Here is a 24,102-nt window from a genome sequence, read left to right as displayed (position 1 = left end):
AATTACACCTCATTTTGTCTGTTAAACTTCCATTCTCTTAAAAGGATGGTTGAGCTGTCTGTTGAACTTCTAAGCTTAATATACAAGTCTTGCACACCTTTCGCACCCGTAACATTAGTTGTTAGTTTCATCCATTGATGGGATTCGGTTGCAGGTGGAACAATGATTTCTCCAATTAACAGTCCGTCTGCACGATCAAGTCGAAGTTCCAACGTGCCTTCGGTTCCTTGATTCGCAATCGTGGCTGTGAAGGTTGTGGGTCCTTCACTTTCAAAGTCCACCTTCGATATAGCTATCCAGCTGTCATTTTGCAGTTTAGCGGAAATCATATTCGAATCTGATGCAGACATCTCACCAGAGTCAAGATATTGCTCTGTTGATACTCCGCTACTCCATCCAATCGTTGAACCGCTTACCCGCCCATAGGGATCGAAGCACTTGATTTGATCTACGCCTTGATAATCTGCATGTACCTTCTTGATCTTACCCGTGGCCTCATCATGTTCGACACGATTTAGATGTGTTGAACGGTAACCTTCGGGAATATCCATGGCTTGGCATAATGTCTGGGCATGATAGGCAATGTACCATTGATCCGATAGTTGAAATATAGCATGGTGATTGTTGCCGCCAATATCAAAAAAGTGTCCTGGATTCTGGAGTAGCGTACCCTGATATGTCCATGGCCCCATTGGCTGAACACTGGTCATATATGCAATCTCACCAGGTGGTGGGCTGTCATCTGGCCGATCACCCTCAATAAAATTGGAACAATACGTAAAATAGTAACTATTATTATATTTATGTATCCCTGAATCTTCAAACATATAAGGCGCCTGAATAACCTTCGCTCTGCCAACAACGCTGATCATATCGTCTCCCAATCGCATCACTCTTGCCGTATCCGGTCTTTCTGCTTTCCCCTGTGGAATACCACCACCGAAATATATGTAGGCCTGATGATCATCATCTACAATGACAGCCGGATCGAATAGCCAGGTTACTTCCTCCACTCCCGGCGTCTCTCTTGTAATAAGTGCTTTTCCTATAGGGTCTATCCATGGACCTACAGGTGTTGGTGCAGACAATACACCAATTCCACTGGCATTGTTGGCGAAATAAAGAAAGAAACAGTCCTTGCCATCCAAGATTCGATGAGCAGCTGCCGGGGCCCAGGATTGCGAAGCCCATGTTGCTGCGCCTTGAGGTCCAGCAACTCTGATCTCTCCATGATCGGTCCAGTTGATTAAGTCATCCGAAGAAATGACCGTAATCCGGTTGATTGAACTGTAGCTGTTTTTCTGAGGAAGACCGTCCTTATCATATTCCAGCTTATCACTAGTCATATATAAGTAGACTCGATTGTTAAATACCAAAGCATAGGGATCGGCTCCAAATTTGTGGGCCACCAGAGGGTTACCGTTGGGACGAAGCTTTCCAATCTCCCCTGGAATACGCTCCAGATTGGCAGCTTGGTCTTGCTTTTGCTCACCAGCATGTGGTGTAGAATGATGATTCATCAAAAGAATCCCCCTATAATTGTTTTTAGTTATGCCTTTTTCCGAGAAAGCGTTTGCAATACAAAAGGTATCATGATAGGATGATTACATTTTAAGGTAAGCTGAGTACAATTTCATTGCGTTAACCGCTCTATTTATTGCGTGAAATGACAGGAGGTACTTCATGAGTGGATCCTCTGAGTGTTTTTATGATCCCATCCAGCCTGAGCTCTTATATCTACATAGCGTAACGACGTATAAGCTGGAAACGATCTATCATCGCCATAATGCATACGAGATCTACCTGTTTCTTCGTGGCAACGTTCACTTTTATGTAGAAAATCGATGTTACCATGTGCAACCTGGCGATCTGCTTGTGATGTCACCCGAGGAGATGCACCGAGCCTTTATTCTGGATGAATCTGAGTATGAGCGAATTACAATCAATCTCAAAAAAACATATCTATTTCAGCTTTCCACACCATCAACCAATCTATCGTCATGTTTTGATCATCGCCCCAAAGGAACAGGCAACATCGTACATTTAGACGACGATAACTTGAAGCAGATGCTGCAATGTACGAACGAACTGGAAGGATTGCTTGCTTCTGATGCTTATGGCACCGATATCAAAATAAATGCAGCCGTAGCCCAATTGTTGGTCATGATTAACGTCTGGTTTCATAACAATTCCTTTGTTCCCAATGACATTATGCCTGAACTGGTTCGTGAAACCATGGATTATATTGAAACACATCTAAATCAAGATATTACGCTTCGCAAACTTGCCGAAGTGTTCTACATGAACAGTACTTATATCAGCCGCCAGTTCAAGAAACATACTGGATTAACCATCCGTTCCTACATTTTGGGTCGTCGTATTGAACGGGCCAAATTCCACCTGTCTGAAGGATTAAGTATAACGGATGCATGCTTTCAATCGGGCTTTAGTGACTATGCCAATTTTATTCGCAGTTTTACCAAAATGGTCGGCATCTCCCCCGGTAAATATATCAAACAAAGACGTGATGTAATTGAAGCTTTGCCAAAATAATGATGAGCTCATTCAATGTAAACTAAAAAACATCAAGCCATCCTGCATGGCTCGATGTTTTTTAGTTTTGGATATACTTCGGATCTGCAAACAATGCATTACTGTGATTATACGCCAGTTAATTGATCTCTTTACCCGTCCACAATCGAACGCGATCTTTAATCCACTCCGTATACTGCTGTTCCATGGCTACTGCACCTGCATTATCAAGTTCGGCAATCATATTGTCATATATGCCTTCAAAGGCACTTGGAGAGGATGTAATCGCTTCGGCGATCCGTTTCTGAATAATATCCTGCGTTTTCTGATACACAACGTTATAATCCCCGCTATCCGAAGGAATCGGCATATTGTAAGCCGCGCCCCACTCTTTCACCGGAAACTCCTCTTCGGAAGGGAACAAATCCTTCCATGTGGTGATGCCATAACCTTTCAAAGCTTCTTTTTCCTCATCAGAATAACTTTGCTGAATCTGTTCAGGATAATTGGTTGTATAGTAGTTATCCGTTGAATCTTTGACGCCATCCCCGTAGTGAGCACCAAAAATGTAATACAAGCCTACTCCGGTTTCTTTGGTGAATGTGTTATTGTCTTTGTTTTTACGTTCCTGTACATCGGCCGGGATGGTGCGAACACCGTCTTCCACATTATATTGCTCGCCTTCAACGCCCCAGTTTCTCAATACTTGCCCTTCTTCTGAAGACATCCAGTCCAAAAATTTAATAGCCCGGACAGGATCTTCACAATCGACTGTTATGCCAATGCCATAACCATCAAAGCCGATATTCTGGAAGTCTTTCCGCTGAAAACTGTCATCTAGCGTGACCGGATAGAATCCGTAGGTCATATCGTCTTTTCCTGCGCTTTTCAAAGCATTTTCCGCATCACTGAATCCCCAGCTTGGATCAAGCAAGGATAACACGCGACCACTGGCGATTTTGGACTTATACTGGTCATCCTTCTGAACAAAACTGTCCTTGTCCAGCAATCCTTCATTGTACATCTTGTTCAACCACCGGAAATATTCCTTCTCCTCGGGACGTTTGTAATGCAGAACAGCTTCGTAGGTATCCGGATTGATGAAATATTCACCATCTCCAGGTCCTCCAGTAGACATGACAGCGGGATCAGTAACAGTGATCATTCGCCGCCATCCATCTGCACTAAGCGTCAGCGGAATTGTGGGTTGCCCATCATCTGTGGTCGGATGTTTCTCGTAATATTCACGTAGCACATTTTCGAAATCGTTTAAGGTTTTGATCTCAGGATACCCGAGTTCCTTGACTACACGATGTTGAATGGCAGTACCATTCGTCGCATCAAAGCTGACCTGATCGATTGCACCATTCGTTGGAATCCAATAGATTGAAGGATCGTCATTGCTGTATTTCAACCGATTGAAGTGCTCACCGTAGATCTTTTTCAAGTTGGGGGCGTGTTCTTCGATCAGATCCGTCAAATCAATCATTGCCCCCGCATCAACGAGTCTGGTCAAGTTACCTTTGGGGAAAATCAAATCCGGATAATCACCGCTGGCAGCCATTAGGGAAATGCGGTCGTTTCCGCCTCCGCTCGAAATATCGAATTCTGCATCAATGCTTACACCGGTTTCTTCCGTAATTTTTTTCCCTACAGCATCCTGCATTTTGTTCCAGTTGGGACTTGCATCTGCGCCGAAGAAGGTAAATGTGATCGGGCTGTTGGGGTCACTCGTATTTGATTCGGAATTCTCTGCAGCATTTCCGCAACCGGCGGAAACTAACATAACACTTGTTACGAGACATGCTCCTAGCACTTTTGATACGGCTCTCATTATTTTTTTGCCCCCTAAATGATGTTAGTTGTAATAACCAATCCAGACAATACGATGGTTCGCTTTGAAATAGTATACGCTTACATATTCAACCGTTAGTAAACGATTACAACCCTGCCTACCCTATTCCATGTTTAAAGTATAAGGAAGTCTAATCACCCCAACCTTGATTATTAAGCCATGAAAATAGCATGATATAGACATGTGTCTCAGTAAAAATGTGAAGACCAAAAAAGCGATGGTTGCCCATCGCCTCATAAAGCCAAACTACTTTTCAATAATATAATTCCAACGTAAATCCTTGGATTTCTGCTTCAACTTCCCGCAACAATTCCATGACTTGATCAGCGTACTCTCCAAGAATTTCTTTACTTTTCTCGAACCCAATCCATTGAAAAGTAATCGGCATGCTTACAGCCCCAGTCAAGACATCCCATAGAGCGTCCAAATTGCCTCCATAGCTCTCGTCTAACTCCAACTGGTTCTGCAAAATTTGATGAAGCTCTTCCTTGCTATGAAAGTCGTTTCCGTTAATCTGAATGATGCTCATATCATTTCCTCCATTTATTTTAACTGTTCAAATGACTTGTAATGATCTGTCGTCTGGTAGATTAGACCGTCATTGGAGTATAGAATTCGGTCGCTTCCGCGCCGTCCTCCAGAGTAATTTATATCGGCTTCGTACCAGATCCGGCCTTTTTTGTTGGGGAGTAATCCTTCCCGGTTCCTGAACACGTCGCCGCCGATGCTTTTGCCTGGAGCAACTTCTCGCAGGTTACCTTCGCTTGGTTCCCATCCCAGATCTCTTGCCTCTTTCTTGGTAATGTAATTTGGTGGGAGTTCATTATGCTCCGAGATATAGTCGGCAACCTCATCAAATCCCATATCCTCCGAAACTTGAGGTGATCCAAGATCACGCAAAGACTCTGACGTACAACCCGAGAACAATAATGCAGCGAGGATGATCACTAACGTGTAAGCAAATTTTCTGAAAAACATAATCTTTTCTCCTTTTGATGTTCTTGCTCTTGCTGTCTTCCGTTTTGGTGCTATTTCGATGACAATGCTTCTAATGTTAACGATTTGTAGTAATTAAAGCAATTCTGTAAACCAATCATTGAGACAAATCCAATTGGTAAGAACAGCTAAGCCTGCTCTGCTCCATTGATGCATATGCTTATCATTCAACAAAAAAAGCCGCTAAAATAGCGACTTAAATCGTACCACGATCATTACCATTCCATACATTCATTAATACATTATTTTAATTTACCCATCCAGTTCTCTAGGGCTATAACTACCTCTTCCAACTGCTTTTCTTCTGTAATTGCAGGTTGATTATCTCCTTTTTGCATGCCATATGAGCCAAATTGACCGTGATTTCCACCCTCAATACTCACATATGTCGTGTCTTCCGGAAGATTTGCTTTGGCATTCTCCCAGTCTTCCCTGTTAAGCACTCCGTCATCCGAGCCTGTAATCTGTAAGATAGACAAGTCCGTATTCTTCAAGCTACCTCCTTCATCTGCATAAGAAGCCAGGAAAAAGACGCCTTCCAACTTCTCATTGTGCTCGGCCGCATACCGTGATGCAAATGACCCTCCCAACGAATGGCCACCAATAACAAACGCTTCGTCAGGATGTTCCTCGATAAAGGAATCAGCCTTGTTCTGACCGAAAATCGCCAAGTTTATTGGCATGTTCGCAATGTATACGCGGTGACCCTGTTCTGCCATTTCTCTGGCAAGCGGAGAATAACTTTCAGGTTTAACCAGACCGCCTGGATAAAAAATAATATTCGGTTGGGTTATCTCTGTACCCACGGGTTCAAATCGGTAACCGTCCTTAATCTTGGCTACATTAACCTGAGCATCACTTGTCATCGCAGTTTCAGCTCGCTCAGAGGGACTATACGTTACCGAATTAAGATATACGAAAACGCCGGCCACAATAATAACGATGGACAAGATAGTCCACATAATTATTTTTTTCCATTTGTTAGTACGTTGTGCAGTTTTCAACCTTAAAACCACCTTAGTATGAGGATAATGATATGTCTTTTTTAACTCTACATAATTATACTTACCGGTAAGTATAATTACAAGATGATTTTGCTAACTATCGTTATTTGTCATAATATATTCATGGAGGGAAATTCAATGACAGAAAAATCACCCAAACGATTGCCTGGAAGACCCAAACATGGCAACGACGATATCTCAATTCAGCAAACCATTATTCAAACTGCTTCACAGTTATTCATGGAGTATGGCTACGAAACAGTCACGCTTCAGCAAATTGGCAAAACATGTAGCGTGTCGAAACCAACCATTTATTATCATTTCACCAGCAAACCAGAGCTTTTTAAGGTTGCCTTTACAACAATGTTACAGAATGTGAGCCGGTTAACCTCGCATATCCTTGATCAAGCCGAGAATCTGGAGTCGGGGCTTGTTCGTCTGGCAGAGGCCAGACTGGGTAATCCACATGCGGAGATTGAAACCATGCTCAGAGAAGCTGAACCTTTTCTTGAACCAGCTCAAATTCAGGATATACGCAACGCCGAGCATCAGATTCACGAAGTGTTAGCCTCCCATTTCCAACGGGCAATGGATGAAAACAGAATACGGACGGACGATCCGTTTTTCCTGGCAGAGACCTTCTCGACATTGATGTTAATGGGTAATCGGGAAGATAACCTGCATAAATATGGTTCCAATCTTTCATTGGGCCAAAAGCTAGTAGATATTTTCATTCGCGGAGCGCAGTAAAACATCAGGGCAACAAGGAGAGCTGATATGAATATCCCTAGAGGAACCTATGGGTTTCGATTCGCGGAAGACAAGGAGCTCCAACTATGTGTACTGTATGCGGCTGGATGTGATTCAATAACCGATCCTTCTTATCATTGGGATGGACTCGAACGTTCGGACGGGCCCCTCCTGTTATTCCAATATACAATCTCGGGTGAAGGTGTGTTTGAGTCGAATAATCGCATTCATCATGTTAGCGCAGGACAAGCTTTTTTGGCCGAAATTCCGGGAGCTCATCGCTATTACTACCATTCAGCATCAAAAGAACCTTGGGAGTTTCTGTTCCTGCTGTTCAGGCCCACTCTTATTCTGCCCCATTGGCGAAAGTTCCTTCGGGAAGCTGGAGAAGTTCCCTATTTACCCGCTGATTGTACACCCATTCGACTGTTGCGGATGATCGTGACAGATGCGGCAACAGGCAGAATCACTGATCCTCTGATCGCATCATCCAGCGTATATCAGTTCATGACAGAGTTGACTCGATTACAGAAAACGACATTGCGCAACAGGGAGAATTGGTCTGAAAACATTCAAATAGCCGTTGAATACATAGAAAACAACTACTCCAAAATGATCAGTATCGATCACCTTGCGGAGCATGTTTCCCTTTCCAAATATCACTTTATACGTCACTTTTCCTCCAGTACAGGTTTGACCCCAGGTGCTTATCTGACTCGTGTACGTACAGAAAAAGCAATGGAACTGCTGCGCGGAACTACGCTTAGCATTGAAGTCATCGCCGAGCAAGTCGGGTATTCCAGCGGAAGTTATTTTATCAAAGCCTTTCGCAGCATAACCGGCGTTACGCCAGGTGAATTTCGTAGTGGCGGAGAAAGCCTTGTGTACCGTAAATTGTTCTTCGACTAACCGCAATATTTTGCTATTCCACACTCAACATTACTGTAGATATTAATAAAATCCTTTATTATGATGAATTGAGCGAGAGCAATAATTAATCCATAAAGGAGCATTCCCATGAATCATACGCTTGCAGCATCAACTCCACCGCTTGGCTGGAACAGCTGGGATTGTTACGGCGCGGCCGTTACGGAAGACGAAATTCGTGGCAACGCCGAGTACATGGCAGAACATCTTAAAGACTTCGGCTGGAGTTACATTACGGTCGACATTCAATGGTACGAGCCTTTGGCCAATTCTTCGCAATATCGTCCGTTCGTTCCACTCATCATGGATGAATATTCGCGGCTTATGCCTGCCGAGAATCGGTTTCCCTCCGCTGCAGGTGGACAGGGATTTAAGCCATTAGCCGACTACGTTCATAGTCTTGGGCTGCAATTTGGCATTCACATCATGCGCGGTATTCCACGTCAAGCTGCACATGCCGCTACTCCGATCCTGGGCACAACCGCCACTGCGCGCGATATTGCTCATCCGAATTCCATCTGTCCGTGGAATACAGATATGTATGGTGTCGATAGCTCAAAAGAAGGTGCTCAGGACTACTACGATTCGCTGTTTGAACTGTATGCACAATGGGGCGTTGACTTGGTCAAGGTAGACGATATTGCTGCTTCAAGGCTCTATGACACCCATCAGCCAGAGATCGCAATGATATCCAAAGCGATTGAGCGCTCTGGTCGGCCCATGGTACTAAGTCTCTCTCCTGGCCCTGCTCCGGTGGAATACTCAGAATTCTTGGCTGAACATGCCAACATGTGGCGTGTCACGGACGATTTCTGGGATCTGTGGCCGCTGTTATTGGATATGTTCGACCGCTGCCGGACGTGGCAGGGCGTTCCCCAAGCAGGCTGCTGGCCAGACTGTGATATGTTGCCTTTGGGTCATATCGGTATCCGTTCTGTGGACGGTGGTGGAGCAGATCGCTGGACTCGGTTCACACCTGACGAGCAGTTGACGATGATGTCACTGTGGAGCATCTTCCGTTCCCCGCTCATCTTTGGTGGTGAACTGCGAGATAACGATGACTGGACACTATCCCTGTTGACCAATCGTGAGGTTCTGCGAATGCATCGCGAGAGTTACGGAGCCAGAGAAGCCTTACGCAAAGACGATCTTATTGTGTGGACTGCCCAGCATGCGGATGGCTCCTCTTACGTCGCTGTATTTAACATCGGTGAGAAAACTCTACCTGTGGATCTGTCCATTGATGAGGTTGGATTGTCCAGCATTACCGAAGGCACCGAATTGTGGAGCCAAGAAGCAGCTCAATTAACAGAGAATTCCTTAGTTACTACTGTACCTGCGCATGGTGTGCGTCTCTATCAGTTTTCCTAGGCTTGCCAAAGAAAAAGAGAGGTCTGTCGTTCATTAGACAGACCTCTCTCTCATTTCAAGTCATTAAAAATGCATTGCATAAGCATTTCAGTATGTATCCATGGCTTGAACGGCCAGATGAAATGCTTTAATTCTTCTTTCCAGAAGAGTCTTTTGCGGGCTACCTTCTTTGGACTTGGCATACATGTTCTCAAGGGATGGAAACAATCCAATCAAGACAAGGCCGGCTTCTGTTATATCTTCCTTGGAGTATTGATGAGGCTTCTGGTTCCAGTGTTTTTCCAGAACTGCTAGGCCGATGTATAGAGCTTGGAGACGTTTCTGTAGCAATGTCGTGTTATTACTTTTCTGAGTCATATTCACTAAGGCATTTTCCGATTTTCGGATGGTTGATTGAAAAGCTTTGATGGATTGCAGTTGATCTTCTTGTGACACATTTCCCATGGAGTACTGACCTCGCTTTCTAGGCTTAGTTTGATCGGACTTTCTATTAAATCACCTCATAAATATAACAAAAAAAGCCGCTCAAATAGCGACTTTTAATGTGTTCATTCTCGATTCAGTTCTAGAGTACCTTCTCCAAAAAGCTGATCGTCCGTTCATTCTTCGGATTTCCAAATATCTCTTCAGGAGTGCCCTGCTCGACAATATAACCCCCGTCCATGAAGATCACACGATCAGCTACTTCACGGGCAAAACCCATCTCATGGGTAACAATGATCATCGTCATACCCTCGCTCGCAAGATCTTTCATTACACCCAGAACTTCGCCTACCATCTCTGGGTCAAGCGCCGAAGTCGGTTCATCAAATAACATCACATCCGGGTTCATAGCAAGCGCACGAGCGATAGCAACCCGTTGTTTTTGCCCCCCCGAGAGTTGACTGGGAAAACTAGCCGCTTTATCAGACAACCCGACACGATCCAGAAGGCTAAGACCTGTTTTTCGAGCCTCTTCTGCGTTTAAAACCCCTAATTCTCTTGGCGCAAACATTATATTTTTCAATACGTTAAAATGAGGGAATAAGTTAAAATGTTGAAATACCATGCCAATATTTTCACGCGCTTTATTAATGTTGGTTTTAGGATCATTGAGATCCTGATTATCTACAATAACTCGACCAGCTGTGATATCTTCCAATTGGTTGATACAGCGCAAGAATGTACTTTTTCCCGAACCGGAAGGCCCGATGACACAGACAACTTCTCCTTCGTTGACCGCCACATCAATTCCCTTTAGGACCTGATTCGAGCCGAAACTTTTCTTCAAACCTTCAACTTTTATTTTAGCCACGACGAACCTTCACCTCCAGATAATCAGCAATTTTGGTCAATGTGATGATAACAATCAGATACATAACCGCAACCGTTAACCAAATGTCAAAAGAGGAGAACGTTCTTGCAATAACAATTTTACCCGATTGTGTCAACTCTACGAGACCAATAACGGACAAGATTGACGTATCCTTCAACGTGATAACCATCTGGTTAATGAAAGAAGGAATCATAACACGTACCGCCTGCGGAATAACGATCTTTATCATCGCTTTGCGATAAGGAAGGCCCAATGAACGGGCAGCTTCCATCTGACCACGATCAATCGATTGAATCCCGCCTCGGATAATCTCGGTTACGTACGCCCCTGCATTCAGACTAAGTGTCAGAATGGCCGCCAGGAACAATGGCATCGTGAAGCCCATCGCCTGTGGAATCCCGAAATAGATAAAGAATGCCAGGACAATCAGCGGAATACCGCGGAAGATATCCACAAATACGGTGGCAACACCACGAAGGAATTTGTTCTGTCCCACCTTCATAAATCCGAAAATCAGACCGATGATAAACGCGAAGAACAGGGACACAATCGTGTATAAAAGTGTTTTTCCCAGACCTTTAAAAAGTGCAGGAAGAGATTTCTGAATTAGTTCCCAACGCCCCAGATTTGCGACTTGGGCATTCTCTCCAACATATTCTTCGATAATGCGCTTGTACTCACCGTTAGCTTTGATATTCACAAGACCAGCATTGAACATCTCCAGGAGTTCCTGATTTTTACCCTTACTTACCGCAAATCCGTAGGAAGCCCCGTCTTCTTTGGCAGTAACGATTTTTAAACCATTATTCTGCTTTACCCCATACCTTAGAACGGGTTCATCTTCAAAACAGGCCACCGAATTACCGGTCTTCACATCATCATACATTTGATATGATTCATCGAATGGGACAACGGTAAAGCCATATTTTGAGGCGATGGACTCAGCAAAGCTGTACCCTTCTGTTCCCGTTTTTACAGCCACCTTTTTACCACGAAGATCTTCGTAACTTTTAATGGTATCATTATTGGAACTAATCCCCATAACAACGCCTGAATCATAATATGGCTCTGAGAAGTCAAATTTTGCTTTTCGCTCATCCGTAATACTCATCCCTGCGATTACACCATCGACTTGATTCGCCTCAAGTGCCTGTACAGCTGCGTTAAATCCCAGGGATTTGATTTGATATTTGAAATTTTGATCTTTGGCGATGGCATCCAGCAAATCCATGTCGATACCAACAAAATCACCATTCTCATCTTCATATTCGAATGGAGCAAATGTGACATCAGTTCCGATAACATAGGTTTTACCGGAATCGGAGGCTGCAGCAGCGTTCCCTACCCATCCTGATAGACCGCTCACCAGGAGCAGCATCAGTGAAAGTATAAAAAATGAGATCTTCGTTGTTTTCATGTGTCCTCCCCGTCTCGGTATTGTCCGAATAATCATTATTTTCTTTGGAATCGGTATTACGGTTATGCTTTTTGTCGATCTTCTGCCCATTTGATTGTTATTATTTACTGTATATTAACAATCAATGCTTTGCCTCTCCACTTGCAACATTTTCCTCCATCATTTTTTCCAACCAGTAAAAGCCCTTTTAATACTTACCCTTTAGGTAAGCTTCGCGAAACCCAATATTACATTGTGAATCTGAAAAAAGGTACATTTACTTTAAAACGTATTATTTAAAATTTAAGACTCAAAAAAAGCCGCGATTTCCGCGACTTTTTATTGTACAGTTTTTTATAATCTATTAATTTGCTCTGGTTGTCAATACAATCTCGAACTTCGAACCAGCTTCACCCGCGAATACAATAGTTCCGTTCTCAGGCAACACAATTTCGTTTTGTCCACTGACCACTGTATGATTAATGCCTATGCCAGCTTGGTTATATACAGCAAATGCGCTGTTTGCAGACATCTTGACCTTCATTTTCTTACCTGCAGCTGATGCTGGAATCGAATACCATGTGGCATGACCATTTGCCTGAATCGTTGTCTTCGATTGTTTTCCTGCATAGATCGGTTTGATGACGTCTTGAGCAGCATAAACGTTGCCTCCAGCTGTAACATATTCCACGCCATTTTCCTCATAGAAATTAAACTCCATCGTGTCACGGCCTGCTAATCCAGGAATTTGCAATTGGTTCACAGCTTGGTTAGCTCCAACGATTTTATTCGTGTAGACATAACCCGGTAGCTCATTAAAAGTATGAATGGGAATCATCGGCATCGCTGCGTTGTACAGTGTTGATGTGTATTTTTCATTGACCAACACGTAGGCTTTGCCTTCCCGTTTCAGCCATGCGGCCTTTACTTCTTCCGACAATTCATTGGTTTCAAGCTTTTCTGCCTTATATTCAGAGGAAGCAACTTGCCCAAGCCCAGGAACAGACTGATACGAGCGAGACCACAAATATGTGTTCCCGTTGATTTCCTGAACGAACTTCAGCTTTTCCGTAGCCGCATCATTAACAAATGAGCCATCAGCGTTGTACGTATAGGTCTGATCAGGACTGTTAGGAGACGACAGATTAGATAGCGTTAATTGCCCATCATCTGTTACGTCCATCTTCATTAACATGTTTGCCCCACCCGCGTACATGCCTGTGTGCTGTGTAAGTTCCTTCGGCATGTTTGTTTTCACTGGTGCATCATGTGACTTCTCCGGTTTACGCTCAGGAATGATATTCTTCTCCTCAAGCGCACCAAGCAACAGCTCAGTTGCCAGCAATTGATCCGTTGAGCTATGACCACCCGAAGAGGTTACGGCAGCAGCCATATTATAATCCGGTAACACAATTAAGGAGGAATGATAGGTTATTGTATTGCCACCTTTGCTTACTGCCTGGATGCCGTAATCATTAAAAGGAAACAAGTTCACGCTGTCCCAGCCGAGGCCGTAACCAATAGACGAATCGCCTTCTTCCGGCCACATGCCTCTCTTGTATTCTTCTTGCTCCATGGCCTCTACGGACTCCTCCGAAAGAACACCTTCAACCTCACCTGTAAAGATTTTCGAGAACTGAACCAGATCTTCAGCGGTGGAATAGATGCCTCCCGAGGCAATCATATTTGTAGTCTCTAACGGGAGTTGTTCCTCATGCGAAGGGGCGTATGTTGCTGCCATCTGGCTAAAGTCCACAATATCTTGCGGTGTTTTGGTATGCGCCATACCAAGAGGTTCGGTTATGTACCGGTGCATGAAAGTTGTGAAGCTCATGCCGCTGACCCGCTCAACCAAAATTTCAGCTAATGTAAAACCGTCATTACTATACACCGAGTATGCGCCAGGATCGGCTTTCAGATGTTGCGTCGCCAATTGTTCCAGTAACGTATCATGCGCATAGGTATCATTATCTCCAAACAGTATTGCACTGTTACTTGACGTTCCGAGAAGTCCGGATGAATGATTCAGTAGCATACGTGGTGTAATCTGTTGGTAACGCTTGTCTTTCATTTTAAAATCTGAAATATACTTCACGACAGGCTCATCAAGATCGATTTTGCCTTGGTCCACTAGCTTCATTACGGCGGTTGTGAGCATCATCTTGCTGGTTGAACCTATGCCATACATGGTGTCTGAAGAAAGGGGAATATTGTTTTTCAGATCATTTTTGCCTGCCTGACCGGAGATCACAATCTCGCCCTCATCCATCAGTGCGTACTGCACACTTGTCGTAGCGTATGATTCAGTGAGTACCTTGGCCTTTGCGCTTACTGCCTTTTTAGTTAGATCATACGTAGGGCTACTACCGTTACTGGTAGCGGGTGTGGCCATCGCCGACATTGGGGACATCATTGCAAACACCAAAGTTATGGCGGCGATAGACGTTCGTTTCTTTCGTGTCAATCTCATCTTCTCCTGTCTAGTCTATGGATTAGGAATCTCTGTGTTCGTACTCCCGTAGTGTAACCGAAGAAGATGAACTGTCTGTGGCTTGAATATGAATCGAGTATGAACCAAGCAGGATCAACCCAAATAGGTTGGACACACAGTAAAAATCGCTGTAGTACAGCTTTGTTTTGTTTGCAAATTAAACTTTTGCTATAATGGTATATCAATCAATGGAGTGCCAATAACATGACTAAGTACATAAATAAATGCAAACCATAATTCAGCATGAGTAATGGAGTTGAAGCAATGCTAAAAGTTAATCGGAATGACCATCGCCCGATCTGGCAGCAACTTTTGGATCAAGCGATTCATAATATCACAACCGGGAAATGGCAACCAGGCGAATTGCTACTCCCCTCACGCGAACTTGCTCAATTAATTGGTGTTTCACGGTCAACCATACAGATTGTGTACGAGGAATTATTCAGTCGAGGGTATACGGTAACTTCCCGTCGGGCCGGGACAAGGGTTAGTGATTGGACATATGTACCTCGTTCATCAGAAGGCGTCACGATGCAAGGGCCTATTCCGCCCGAACTGCCTGCACTGAACGAATCGATTGGTCATCTGCATAGTTGGTTTGGCAATAGGGACAATCGCAAAATAGAAATTGATTTTAATCCCCACGAGCCTTATTTAGATGAGAGTTTTACAAAAGCCTGGAGGCAATCCTTTTTGCAAGCTTCCACTGAACCCAATCTGGATCTTTGGGCTTATGGCGATGCCAGAGGTTTACTGGCGTTAAGAGAACAGATTCAGCGTTATTTGTCACTTGAACGAGGCATTCATATCGATGTTGATCAAATCTTGTTAACCTCAGGTGCACAACATAGCATTGATTTAATTGCCCAGGCACTTTTAAGTGAGGGAGACAGAGTTTCCGTAGAAGATCCCGGCTTCCCTGCTGCTTGGATGGCGATGAAATACCGCCGGATGCAAGTCGATCCCGTTCCAGTCGATGAGTATGGATTATGTGTAGATCATATTCACCCACAGACAAAACTCGTATTTGTCACACCTTCTCATCAATGCGCAGTTGGCGTTATTATGTCGGAGCCTCGCAGGCAACAATTGATGCACTTGGCAGCTCATCATCGATATTGGATTGTTGAGGATGATTACGATAGCGAATTTAGGTACCGTGGAGATCCGCTTCCAACTATATTCAGTCAGCAACCTCAGAATACGCTTTATATGATGAGTTTTTCCAAAATGGTTGCACCTGGTATTCGTCTATCGGCTATCATCGGTCCCAAAATAGCCATCGATCGCCTTACCCAAGTTCATGAATTAACCTATCGTCATCTGCCGATTATGGAACAATTAACGCTAACTCATTTTATTGAGCGTGGTCATTTTATGCGCCATATGAGAAGAGTTCGGAACATATATCGACGCAGACACGAAGTCATGACCAAAGCCATTGTTGCTTCTGGGCTAGGCTCACGATTTACATTAAGTGGTGTGGAAACGGGATTACATATGCTTCTAGAATCTGAAACGTCATTTGACGAAGAAGCGCTGACGAATGCTGCCCTTGATCAAGGTGTACGCGTGTATCCGCTTAGTAGATATTGCTTGGAGAGTCATCGAAAAGGATGGATATTAGGTTTTGCAAAAGTGGATGAGGAGCAGATTGAGGAAGGCATACATCGGCTTGCAAAGATTGTATTATGATGGAGAACATGCGCTCCAATCGGATTCGAAAGGATGTTTTTTGTAATGAAAATTTTACTGTTAGGAGCCACCGGACGGGTTGGAAGTCATTTCGTCTCTAATGCCCTACGTTCCAATCATCATGTAACTGCACTGGTTAGAAGCCCGGAAAAGGTACAAATCAACGATGACAATTTCGTTCTACATCAAGGAAACGCTTTAGTCAAAGAGGATATTCATCACGCCATACAGGGTGTGGATCTCGTTGTTAGTTCCTTAAGTACCGATGGAACAACTACATTATCGCAATCCATGGGACATATTGTTGAGGCTATGGCTCAGGAGCGTATCAAAAGAATCATTACCGTTGGTACAGCAGGAATATTGGAAAGTCGAACGGATCCTGGCTTGCTTCGTTTTCAATCCCCTGAGTCCAAACGTAAGTCCACGCGAGCAGCTGAAGAGCATCTGGAGATGTACAACATTCTGAAGGCTTCAGAGTTAGAATGGACCATCGTGTGTCCTACCTACTTATTTGATGGAGAATCTCTTGGTAAGTACCGGGTTGAGCGCGACTATTTGCCTGACGGTGGAACTTCTATATCTGTAATCGATACTGCGGAGTTTGCTTATCAGCAATTAATGTCTGATGAGTATGTACAGTCTCGTGTAGGTATATCCTACTAGGGCGTCTCCTAAATCTCAATTAAGGTATATCTCTTCGTTCAAAAAAGTAAGTTTCAATATAAACAAGCACATTACGAGCCTGCAATTGTTATCCATTAGGAACAATTGCAGGCTCTATTTGTGTCTGCTGTTGAGCTATTTAAGCCCTTCATATAGAGGAAATTGCGAAGTGATTTCACGGACACTACCTAATATTTGATTTTTCACATCCGAGTTTTTTGGATTTTTAAAAGCAAGCCCTATCAGCTGAGCGATTTCTTTCATTTCCCTGGCTCCAAGCCCTCTTGAAGTCATAGCCGGAGTTCCAAAACGAATACCGCTTGTAACCAAAGGACTTGCCGTATCGTGAGGGATTGCATTTTTATTCGCCGTAATCCCTACTTCATCCAGTAAAGCTTCGGCTTCTTTGCCTGTAAGGCCCATAGTTCGTAAGTCAACCAACACGATATGATTATCTGTTCCTCCCGATACAAGGGTAAGTCCTTCATTCATTAAAGTTTCTGCCAATACGTTGGCGTTATTCAGAACACCTTCAATATATGTTGTGAACTCGGACTGCAATGCCTCGCCTAATGCCACCGCTTTCCCCGCGATAACGTGCATGAATGGCCCGCCCTGAGTCCCCGGGAATACAGCTTTGTCTATCGCCTTTGCCCAGGACTCCCGGCACAAAATGGCTCCCCCTCGTGGTCCTCGTAAGGTCTTGTGTGTGGTGGTTGAAACAAAATGGGCATGTGGTACCGGGTTAGGATGCAAACCTGCCGCAACAATTCCTGCTATATGCGCCATATCTACAAAGAAAAGAGCTCCCACTTCGGCGGCAATCTGGGCAAATAATTCAAACTCAATGGTCCGCGGGTATGCACTTCCACCTGCAACAATCATGCGTGGACGATACTTATAAGCAAGTTTACGTACTTCGTCAAAGTCAATGCGGCCCGTCTGTGCATCGACACCATATGAAACAAAATTGTAAAACCTACCTGAAAAATTAACAGTACTTCCGTGGGTTAGATGACCACCCTGGGATAGATTCATGCCAAGTATTGTGTCCCCAACCTCAACCGAGGCAAAATATACTGCCATGTTGGCCTGAGAACCGGAGTGAGGCTGCACATTCGCATGTTCAGCGCCAAAAAGTGCTTTAAGGCGGCTATTTGCTATCTCTTCGACTGTATCGACATGCTCACACCCGCCATAATATCTTCTGCCCGGATACCCCTCCGCATATTTATTGGTCAATACCGAACCTGTTGCTTCCATCACAGCTTGACTTACAAAATTCTCTGATGCAATCAGTTCTATCTTATCCCGCTGCCTTCCAAGCTCTTGCTGGACAGCCATTCCTATTACTTTATCTTGCTTCTCCAAATGTTTCATGAACATCTTCCTCTCAATATTACGGTTATTTATTCGTTCCAAGTTGTTTTTTGGGAAATTTACTATTCATCAGTAGATGTGCCATCATTCCTGCAAACAGTCCCCAAAATGCACCACCCACACCAAGCAAAGTCACATTCGCTGCTGTCGCCAAAAACGTAATCAATGCAGTTTCACGTCCCTTAGGGTCCGTTAATGCATTGGCAAGACTGCCACCGATCGTTCCAAGTAAGGCTAATCCCGCTAATGTTGCAATAAAGGTAGCAGGAAGAATCAAAAACAGAGCAGCCAATGTTACGCCAAAAATGCCGACAAAAATATAAAAAACACCACAAGCAATACCTGCAATATAACGTTTGGTTGAATCCTCATGTGCATCCTTTCCTGTACAAATCGCTGCTGTAATAGCTGCCACATTAAAAGCATGTGATCCGAATGGGGCTGCAAGAAGCGAACCCAAACCTGTTACAGCTAAAATAGGATTGGCACTTGTCTTGAATCCATCATTACGCAGAACAAGCATTCCGGGCATATACTGCCCTGTCAAGGTAATAATGAACAGCGGTAGCGCAACGCCAAGTAAGGCGTTTAACGAAAACGCTGGAACAACAAATACAGGCGATGCTACAGCCAATTGGATTGTACTGAAGTCTGTTTTCCCCATGCATATCAAATAAATCAAACCGATTGCCAATATGCCAACAATGGCGTAACGGGAAGTAAACCTTCTTAGCACGATATAGCCTGCAAACAGTACAATCACAAGCAAAGGATCTACCTTCGCCCCTCCAAAGGCCGAAATACCAAACTGTAGCAAAATACCAGCTAACAATCCGGAGGCGATGCCTGGGGGAATAAGTCGAACGAAACGTTCAAACATGCCTGACAAACCTAAAATAATAAATCCGACTGCTGAAATCATGTAAGCGCCAATAGCTTCTGGATAAGGGGTTACCGCTAATGCTGAAACGAGAAACGCCACACCCGGTGTAGACCAGGCTGTAATAATCGGTTCCTTATATCGATAACTGAGCCAAATTCCTGTTACTCCTACCCCAATCGAGATGGACCAAATCCAGGAAGCGGTCATTTCCGGGCTTAAACCAGCGACTTTTGCAGCTTGAAAAACAAGGATAAACGTACCCCCGTAATTAACAATTACGGATATTAAAGCGGCGATCACCGGCGATATCAAATCACGGCCACGTAACGAAGGGGATGCTGTCTTCATATTTAACACTACCTCTCACTTAATCATCGATGCGTGTGTTTTCATTCCAGTAATACTCGTCCGGTAAATAGCGTTGACCAAATACACTTGTCCCTACACGTATCATTGTAGCTCCTTCTTCAATGGCGACTTGGAAGTCACCAGACATACCCATCGATAAAATATCCATTTCTACGCGTGGAATATTTTTCTCTTTAATCTGTGTACGGATCTGGTTTAACAATCGAAAACAATGTCGTGTTTCTTCGTTTGTCGCATTCAGTTTTCCAATGGTCATTAAACCTTTCACGTTTAATGTCTCGAATTGAGACAACTGTTCTACAAGCTCAACGGCTGTTTCTGGAGAGGCACCAAATTTACTTTCTTCGTAGGACGTATTAATTTGCACAAGAATGTCTAAGCTCTTATTCTCTTTGAGAAGCTGGTTATGTAACGCTTGACCCAGTTTCAGACGATCTACGGAATGGATGAGAGTAACATATTTAACTACGTCCTTTACTTTATTTGTTTGCAGATGTCCGATAAAATGCCATTCCACCTGCTTGCTTTGTTCCATGAGTGGGAATTTGTCTCGGAGTTCTTGAGCTTTGTTTTCTCCAAACAAGACCTCACCTGCTTGAATAGCTATTTGTAATTTCTCTAGCGGTACCGTTTTGGTCGCGAGCAACAACTTGATGTCCTCTATGTTGCGACCTGAAGCCTGGCAGGCCAATGCCATTTGCTGTCTTACAGCTTGAAGATTTTCTTCTACTAGATGTTTCATGTCAGCCACCTTCTTTCTATTCCGAACAGGAATGAATCAATGAGATTAGCTCCTCCTTATGTATTGTGAAGACTGTGTAGAACGTCATGCTAGTATAGCAACGGATGGATTGGATATACATATCCAAAAATGCTCTTTTGGAGCACTCCAAAAAGACAAAGTGGATATTAATACAATTGGGGCACCTTTAATATGCTTTTAAAAAGTCAATAATCTGATTGATGTGATGCCCGCACGCTTCTTCCAAAATGAAAAAGCCGCTAAATTAGCGGCTTGGTTTAGTTCTATGTTCATGTCCAAGAAGATACATGTTTTATGATGATTTACTCATTCACATTTTCCTTCGTTACCAGCTTCAATTCAGCGGGAATCGATGACTCCACCTGCTTGCCACTGAGCACATCCAGAGCTGCTTGCAGCGCCAGTTGGCCAATCAGTATAGGCTGCTGAGCGACTGTTGCCGTCAATTTCCCATCCTGAATGGATTTGATTGCATCATCATTACCATCGAATCCGATGACCGGAATGTCTTTACCTGAGCTTTGAATCGCTTCAATTGCACCAAGTGCCATCTCGTCATTATGGGCAAATACCGCTTGCACGTCAGGATTACCCTGTAGCAAGTTCTCCATGACATTTAATCCTTTGGACCGATCAAAATCAGCAGATTGTTTGGAAACCACATCAAGTTGCTTGTCAGCCACTTCATGGAAACCTTTACCCCGTTCTCTTGTTGCGGAAGCACCAGGCACACCTTCAAGTTCAATGACTTTTGCTCCCTCACCCAGTTGTTCCACAAAATATTCAGCTGCCATGCGTCCACCTTTAACGTTATCAGATGCCACTAGTGCCGCCACTTCGCCTTTATCTGCGGAGCGATCCAGCGTGATCACAGGAATGCCCACACTATTAGCGGATTGAACCGCTGTGGAGATCGCTGCAGAGTCCGCGGGGTTAATCAGAAGTGCACTAACACCTTGCTGAATGAGATCATCCACATCATTGGTTTGTTTGGCCGAATCGTTCTGCGCATCCACCACGATGACCTGTATTCCCTGTTTTTTGGCTTCAGCCATGACCCCATCCTTCAGTGATACAAAGAATGGATTGTTTAGTGTAGATATCGACAAACCTATTTTCTTCTGTCCGTTACTTTTGTTTGGGTTAGGTTTCGCCCATTCCGGTGGCTCCAGAGAGCACCCGGCCAGAACGATGATCATCAGCATACTTATGAGTGTTACAGTCCACTTTTTCATATTCGCTTCTCTCCTTATGCTGTTTTTTTGCGGTCCAGCAGGACGGCAATGGCAATGACGATACCTTTTACAACCATTTGATAAAATGAGTTTACTTCAAGCAAGTTCAATCCATTATTCAACACGCCGATAATCAGAACACCGATCAGTGTACCAACGATGCGTCCGCGTCCTCCAGCAAGACTTGTACCACCCAATACAACTGCTGCGATTGCATCCAGCTCGTAGGATGTACCTGCCGTTGGTTGCGCTGAATTCAAACGCGATGTCAGAATTGCACCTGCCAGAGCAGCGAGCATACCTGTCAGGGAGTAGATCATAATTTTCACGCGATTAACTTTGATACCCGAGATAATGGAAGCTTTCTCATTACCGCCGATGGCGTACGTTTTACGACCAAAAGCCGTTTTATGCAAAACAATCCACAGAATCATGAAGGTAATCAGCATCGTGATTGCAGGTACCGGAATGCCCAGCAGGTAACCGCGGCCAAACAGTTGGAACAACAGGTTATCCCCGAGCCCTGTAATTGGATTACCATTGGTGTACACCAATGTCAGTCCCCTGAATATGGTCATGGTAGCCAATGTAGCGATAAACGGAGCCATTTTACCTTTGGTAATCATCAGTCCGTTCACCATACCCATGACACCACCGAGTGCTACACCAATAATGATGGACAAGATCGGATCGAGACCAGACAACATCATGTTTGCTACAAAAGCACTGGATAAAGCCAGGATTGAGCCGACCGACAGATCAATTCCACCCGTCAGGATAACAAACGTCATACCAAAGGCAATCAGCGCATTAATCGAGACTTGACGCAATAAATTCAAGATATTGAGCGGTTCCAAGAAACTTGGATTCAACACCGATACGATGAGAATAAGAATGATTAAGCCAAGCAGCGGTCCCAATTTTTGTATCACGTTTGAGAAACGGAATCCGCTTTTAGCCGTTTTGTTTTCCTGCATTGTTGTCATATCACTGTCCCCCTGTGGCCAATGTCATAATGTGTTCTTGTGTTGCTACTTCCCTTGCAACCTCGCCACTGATGTGTCCCTCATGCACAACCGCGATCCGGTCGCTCATGCCAAGCACTTCAGGCAGCTCCGACGATACCATGATGATTGCAACGCCGCGGTCAGTCAGTTCATTCATCAATTCATAGATTTCGCGCTTCGCCCCGACATCCACTCCGCGGGTAGGTTCATCCAGGATAAGTACGCTTGGTCCGATACCAACCCATTTCGCGATAACCACCTTCTGCTGGTTACCCCCGGATAGATTCCTTGCCGCCGTCTCGGAGGATTGCGTTTTGATCTGTAGACGTTTAATCAGTGTATCTACGAAGTCTTGTTCTTTTGAAGTTGAGATGAAACCTTTGCTTGAGAAACTGAACAGATTTGGCAACGCCATATTCTCGCGAATAGAGAAGTCTAATACCAGCCCTTCATCCTTGCGGTCTTCTGTAATAAACCCGATTCCATGTTTCACTGCATCTGCCGGTTTACGAATGTTCGCTTTTTTGCCGCGGATGAAGATTTCACCGCTATCCAACGTATCCAAACCAAAGATGGTTCTCATGATCTCTGTTCGTCCAGAACCCATCAGTCCTGAAAAACCGAGTATTTCCCCCGCTCTCACGGTGAAGTTAATATTCTCGAATAGACCTTTGCTACTTGCATTCCTTACTTCGAGGACAACTTCACCATAAGAAGGATTCCGGACAGGATAACGCTCGGTAAGTTCACGACCTACCATTTTCCGCACCACTTCATCAAAGCTTGTCTGCGGAATAGCTTGTGTGTCTACCGTTCTTCCGTCACGCATGATGGTAATCCGGTCACAGATCGTGAATATCTCCTCCATTCGGTGAGAAATATAGACGATGGATACGCCTTCCTTCTTCAGCGAGCTGATTACACCAAACAGCTTCTGGATCTCACGCTCCGTAAGTGCTGCTGTTGGCTCATCCATAATGATGACCTTGGCATCTGTCATTAGCGCTTTGGCAATCTCGATCATCTGTTGCTGCCCGACAGAGCACTCTCCCGCAGGACGTTCCAGTGGTATGTCTACGGAAAGCTTGGCGAACTGTTCTTTGGCAAGCGCTTTCATTTGTCTTGTATTGAGCAATCCGAACGATGATGTCAGTTCCTTACCAATAAAGAGATTATCCAGCACCGTCATTTCAGGCCATACATTCAGCTCCTGATGTATGAATGTGAGACCCAGTTTCTCGGCTTCCTTCGGACTTGCAAAATAGTTTTCTTCTCCGTCTATGGTAATGGTTCCCTGATCACGCTGATGAAGACCAATCAGAATATTCATCAGTGTGGATTTGCCGGCTCCATTCTCCCCCATCAGGGCATGAACTTCACCATCCTTTAGTTCAAAATCCACTCCGCTCAGCACCTGATTCGTTCCAAACGCTTTATGAATGTCTTGCATCTGAATGTGCATTACGC

21 protein-coding genes are annotated in these 24,102 nt (G+C 44.3%); 6 read left to right on the top strand and 15 right to left on the bottom strand.

Translation table 11 applies throughout. The annotated features are described in order from the left end of the window. Positions 1-2 precede the first annotated feature (2 nt). Positions 3-1,520, bottom strand: coding sequence for a glycoside hydrolase family 43 protein (locus NST33_RS14595; protein WP_339308460.1), 1,518 nt, complete (start codon positions 1,518-1,520; stop codon positions 3-5). A gap of 163 nt (positions 1,521-1,683) precedes the next feature. On the opposite strand from NST33_RS14595, the gene NST33_RS14590 reads away from it, so the two are divergent. Further along, positions 1,684-2,553, top strand: coding sequence for an AraC family transcriptional regulator (locus NST33_RS14590; RefSeq protein ID WP_339308459.1), 870 nt, complete (start codon positions 1,684-1,686; stop codon positions 2,551-2,553). A gap of 118 nt (positions 2,554-2,671) precedes the next feature. Here NST33_RS14590 and NST33_RS14585 read toward each other — a convergent pair whose 3' ends face one another. The 4 genes from NST33_RS14585 to NST33_RS14570 form a co-directional block, all read right to left on the bottom strand. Further along, entirely contained in the window at positions 2,672-4,366 is a 1,695-nt protein-coding gene (locus NST33_RS14585) for an ABC transporter substrate-binding protein (protein ID WP_339185096.1), read from the bottom strand. A gap of 274 nt (positions 4,367-4,640) precedes the next feature. Next, the gene (locus tag NST33_RS14580; protein WP_221821074.1) at positions 4,641-4,916 is read right to left on the bottom strand and encodes a barstar family protein; all 276 of its coding nucleotides are present in this window, start codon (positions 4,914-4,916) and stop codon (positions 4,641-4,643) included. Positions 4,917-4,930: 14 nt separating this feature from the next. Then, entirely contained in the window at positions 4,931-5,365 is a 435-nt protein-coding gene (locus NST33_RS14575; protein WP_036615937.1) for a ribonuclease domain-containing protein, read from the bottom strand. A gap of 260 nt (positions 5,366-5,625) precedes the next feature. Further along, positions 5,626-6,387, bottom strand: a complete 762-nt coding sequence (locus NST33_RS14570; RefSeq protein WP_339308456.1) for an alpha/beta hydrolase — start codon at positions 6,385-6,387, stop codon at positions 5,626-5,628. A 138-nt stretch (positions 6,388-6,525) separates the two neighbouring features. On the opposite strand from NST33_RS14570, the gene NST33_RS14565 reads away from it, so the two are divergent. The 3 genes from NST33_RS14565 to NST33_RS14555 all read left to right on the top strand — a co-directional run bounded on the left by NST33_RS14565 (position 6,526) and on the right by NST33_RS14555 (position 9,435). Then, a complete protein-coding gene (locus NST33_RS14565; RefSeq protein ID WP_221821072.1) occupies positions 6,526-7,137 on the top strand; it encodes a TetR/AcrR family transcriptional regulator in 612 nt (203 codons plus the stop codon). A 27-nt stretch (positions 7,138-7,164) separates the two neighbouring features. Further along, on the top strand, positions 7,165-8,046 hold the full coding sequence (locus NST33_RS14560; RefSeq protein WP_339308454.1) for an AraC family transcriptional regulator: 882 nt from the start codon (positions 7,165-7,167) through the stop codon (positions 8,044-8,046). Positions 8,047-8,154: 108 nt separating this feature from the next. Further along, positions 8,155-9,435, top strand: coding sequence for a glycoside hydrolase family 27 protein (locus tag NST33_RS14555; protein ID WP_339308452.1), 1,281 nt, complete (start codon positions 8,155-8,157; stop codon positions 9,433-9,435). A gap of 87 nt (positions 9,436-9,522) precedes the next feature. On the opposite strand, the gene NST33_RS14550 is transcribed toward NST33_RS14555, so the two are convergent. The 4 genes from NST33_RS14550 to NST33_RS14535 all read right to left on the bottom strand — a co-directional run bounded on the left by NST33_RS14550 (position 9,523) and on the right by NST33_RS14535 (position 14,616). Then, complete coding sequence (locus NST33_RS14550; protein ID WP_221821067.1) at positions 9,523-9,879, bottom strand: hypothetical protein; 357 nt, start codon at positions 9,877-9,879, stop codon at positions 9,523-9,525. Positions 9,880-10,000: 121 nt separating this feature from the next. Next, positions 10,001-10,729, bottom strand: coding sequence for an amino acid ABC transporter ATP-binding protein (locus NST33_RS14545; RefSeq protein ID WP_221821066.1), 729 nt, complete (start codon positions 10,727-10,729; stop codon positions 10,001-10,003). Further along, the gene (locus NST33_RS14540) at positions 10,722-12,167 is read right to left on the bottom strand and encodes an amino acid ABC transporter substrate-binding protein/permease (RefSeq protein WP_221821064.1); all 1,446 of its coding nucleotides are present in this window, start codon (positions 12,165-12,167) and stop codon (positions 10,722-10,724) included. Before NST33_RS14540 ends, NST33_RS14545 begins: the two co-directional genes overlap by 8 nt. 343 nt (positions 12,168-12,510) lie before the next feature. Next, positions 12,511-14,616: a serine hydrolase domain-containing protein gene (locus NST33_RS14535; protein ID WP_221821062.1), complete on the bottom strand. Its 2,106-nt coding sequence runs from the start codon at positions 14,614-14,616 to the stop codon at positions 12,511-12,513. A 285-nt stretch (positions 14,617-14,901) separates the two neighbouring features. Here NST33_RS14535 and NST33_RS14530 point away from each other — a divergent pair, with 285 nt between their 5' ends. Together NST33_RS14530 and NST33_RS14525 are read left to right on the top strand one after the other, a co-directional pair. Then, on the top strand, positions 14,902-16,332 hold the full coding sequence (locus NST33_RS14530) for a PLP-dependent aminotransferase family protein (protein ID WP_221821060.1): 1,431 nt from the start codon (positions 14,902-14,904) through the stop codon (positions 16,330-16,332). Positions 16,333-16,377: 45 nt separating this feature from the next. Continuing rightward, on the top strand, positions 16,378-16,998 hold the full coding sequence (locus NST33_RS14525; protein WP_339308449.1) for an SDR family oxidoreductase: 621 nt from the start codon (positions 16,378-16,380) through the stop codon (positions 16,996-16,998). Between the two features lie 135 nt (positions 16,999-17,133). On the opposite strand, the gene glyA is transcribed toward NST33_RS14525, so the two are convergent. From glyA to NST33_RS14495, 6 genes are all read right to left on the bottom strand, one after another. Then, positions 17,134-18,378, bottom strand: coding sequence for a serine hydroxymethyltransferase (glyA, locus tag NST33_RS14520; protein ID WP_339308447.1), 1,245 nt, complete (start codon positions 18,376-18,378; stop codon positions 17,134-17,136). A gap of 25 nt (positions 18,379-18,403) precedes the next feature. Continuing rightward, entirely contained in the window at positions 18,404-19,609 is a 1,206-nt protein-coding gene (locus NST33_RS14515; protein ID WP_101313745.1) for a benzoate/H(+) symporter BenE family transporter, read from the bottom strand. Positions 19,610-19,628: 19 nt separating this feature from the next. Beyond that, positions 19,629-20,372 carry a YggS family pyridoxal phosphate-dependent enzyme gene (locus tag NST33_RS14510; protein WP_339308445.1) on the bottom strand — a complete coding sequence of 248 codons (744 nt, stop codon included), beginning with the start codon at positions 20,370-20,372 and terminating at the stop codon, positions 19,629-19,631. Between the two features lie 323 nt (positions 20,373-20,695). Continuing rightward, entirely contained in the window at positions 20,696-21,628 is a 933-nt protein-coding gene (rbsB, locus tag NST33_RS14505) for a ribose ABC transporter substrate-binding protein RbsB (protein ID WP_036615972.1), read from the bottom strand. Between the two features lie 14 nt (positions 21,629-21,642). Further along, positions 21,643-22,614: a ribose ABC transporter permease gene (rbsC, locus tag NST33_RS14500; RefSeq protein ID WP_036615973.1), complete on the bottom strand. Its 972-nt coding sequence runs from the start codon at positions 22,612-22,614 to the stop codon at positions 21,643-21,645. A 1-nt stretch (position 22,615) separates the two neighbouring features. Continuing rightward, complete coding sequence (locus tag NST33_RS14495; protein WP_036615975.1) at positions 22,616-24,097, bottom strand: sugar ABC transporter ATP-binding protein; 1,482 nt, start codon at positions 24,095-24,097, stop codon at positions 22,616-22,618. Positions 24,098-24,102: the final 5 nt, after the last annotated feature.

This window comes from Paenibacillus sp. FSL L8-0435, from assembly GCF_037965655.1.
Lineage (GTDB): Bacteria > Bacillota > Bacilli > Paenibacillales > Paenibacillaceae > Paenibacillus.
The sequence above is the reverse complement of the archived record's forward strand: the minus strand, read 5'-3'. Positions and strand labels throughout refer to the sequence as shown.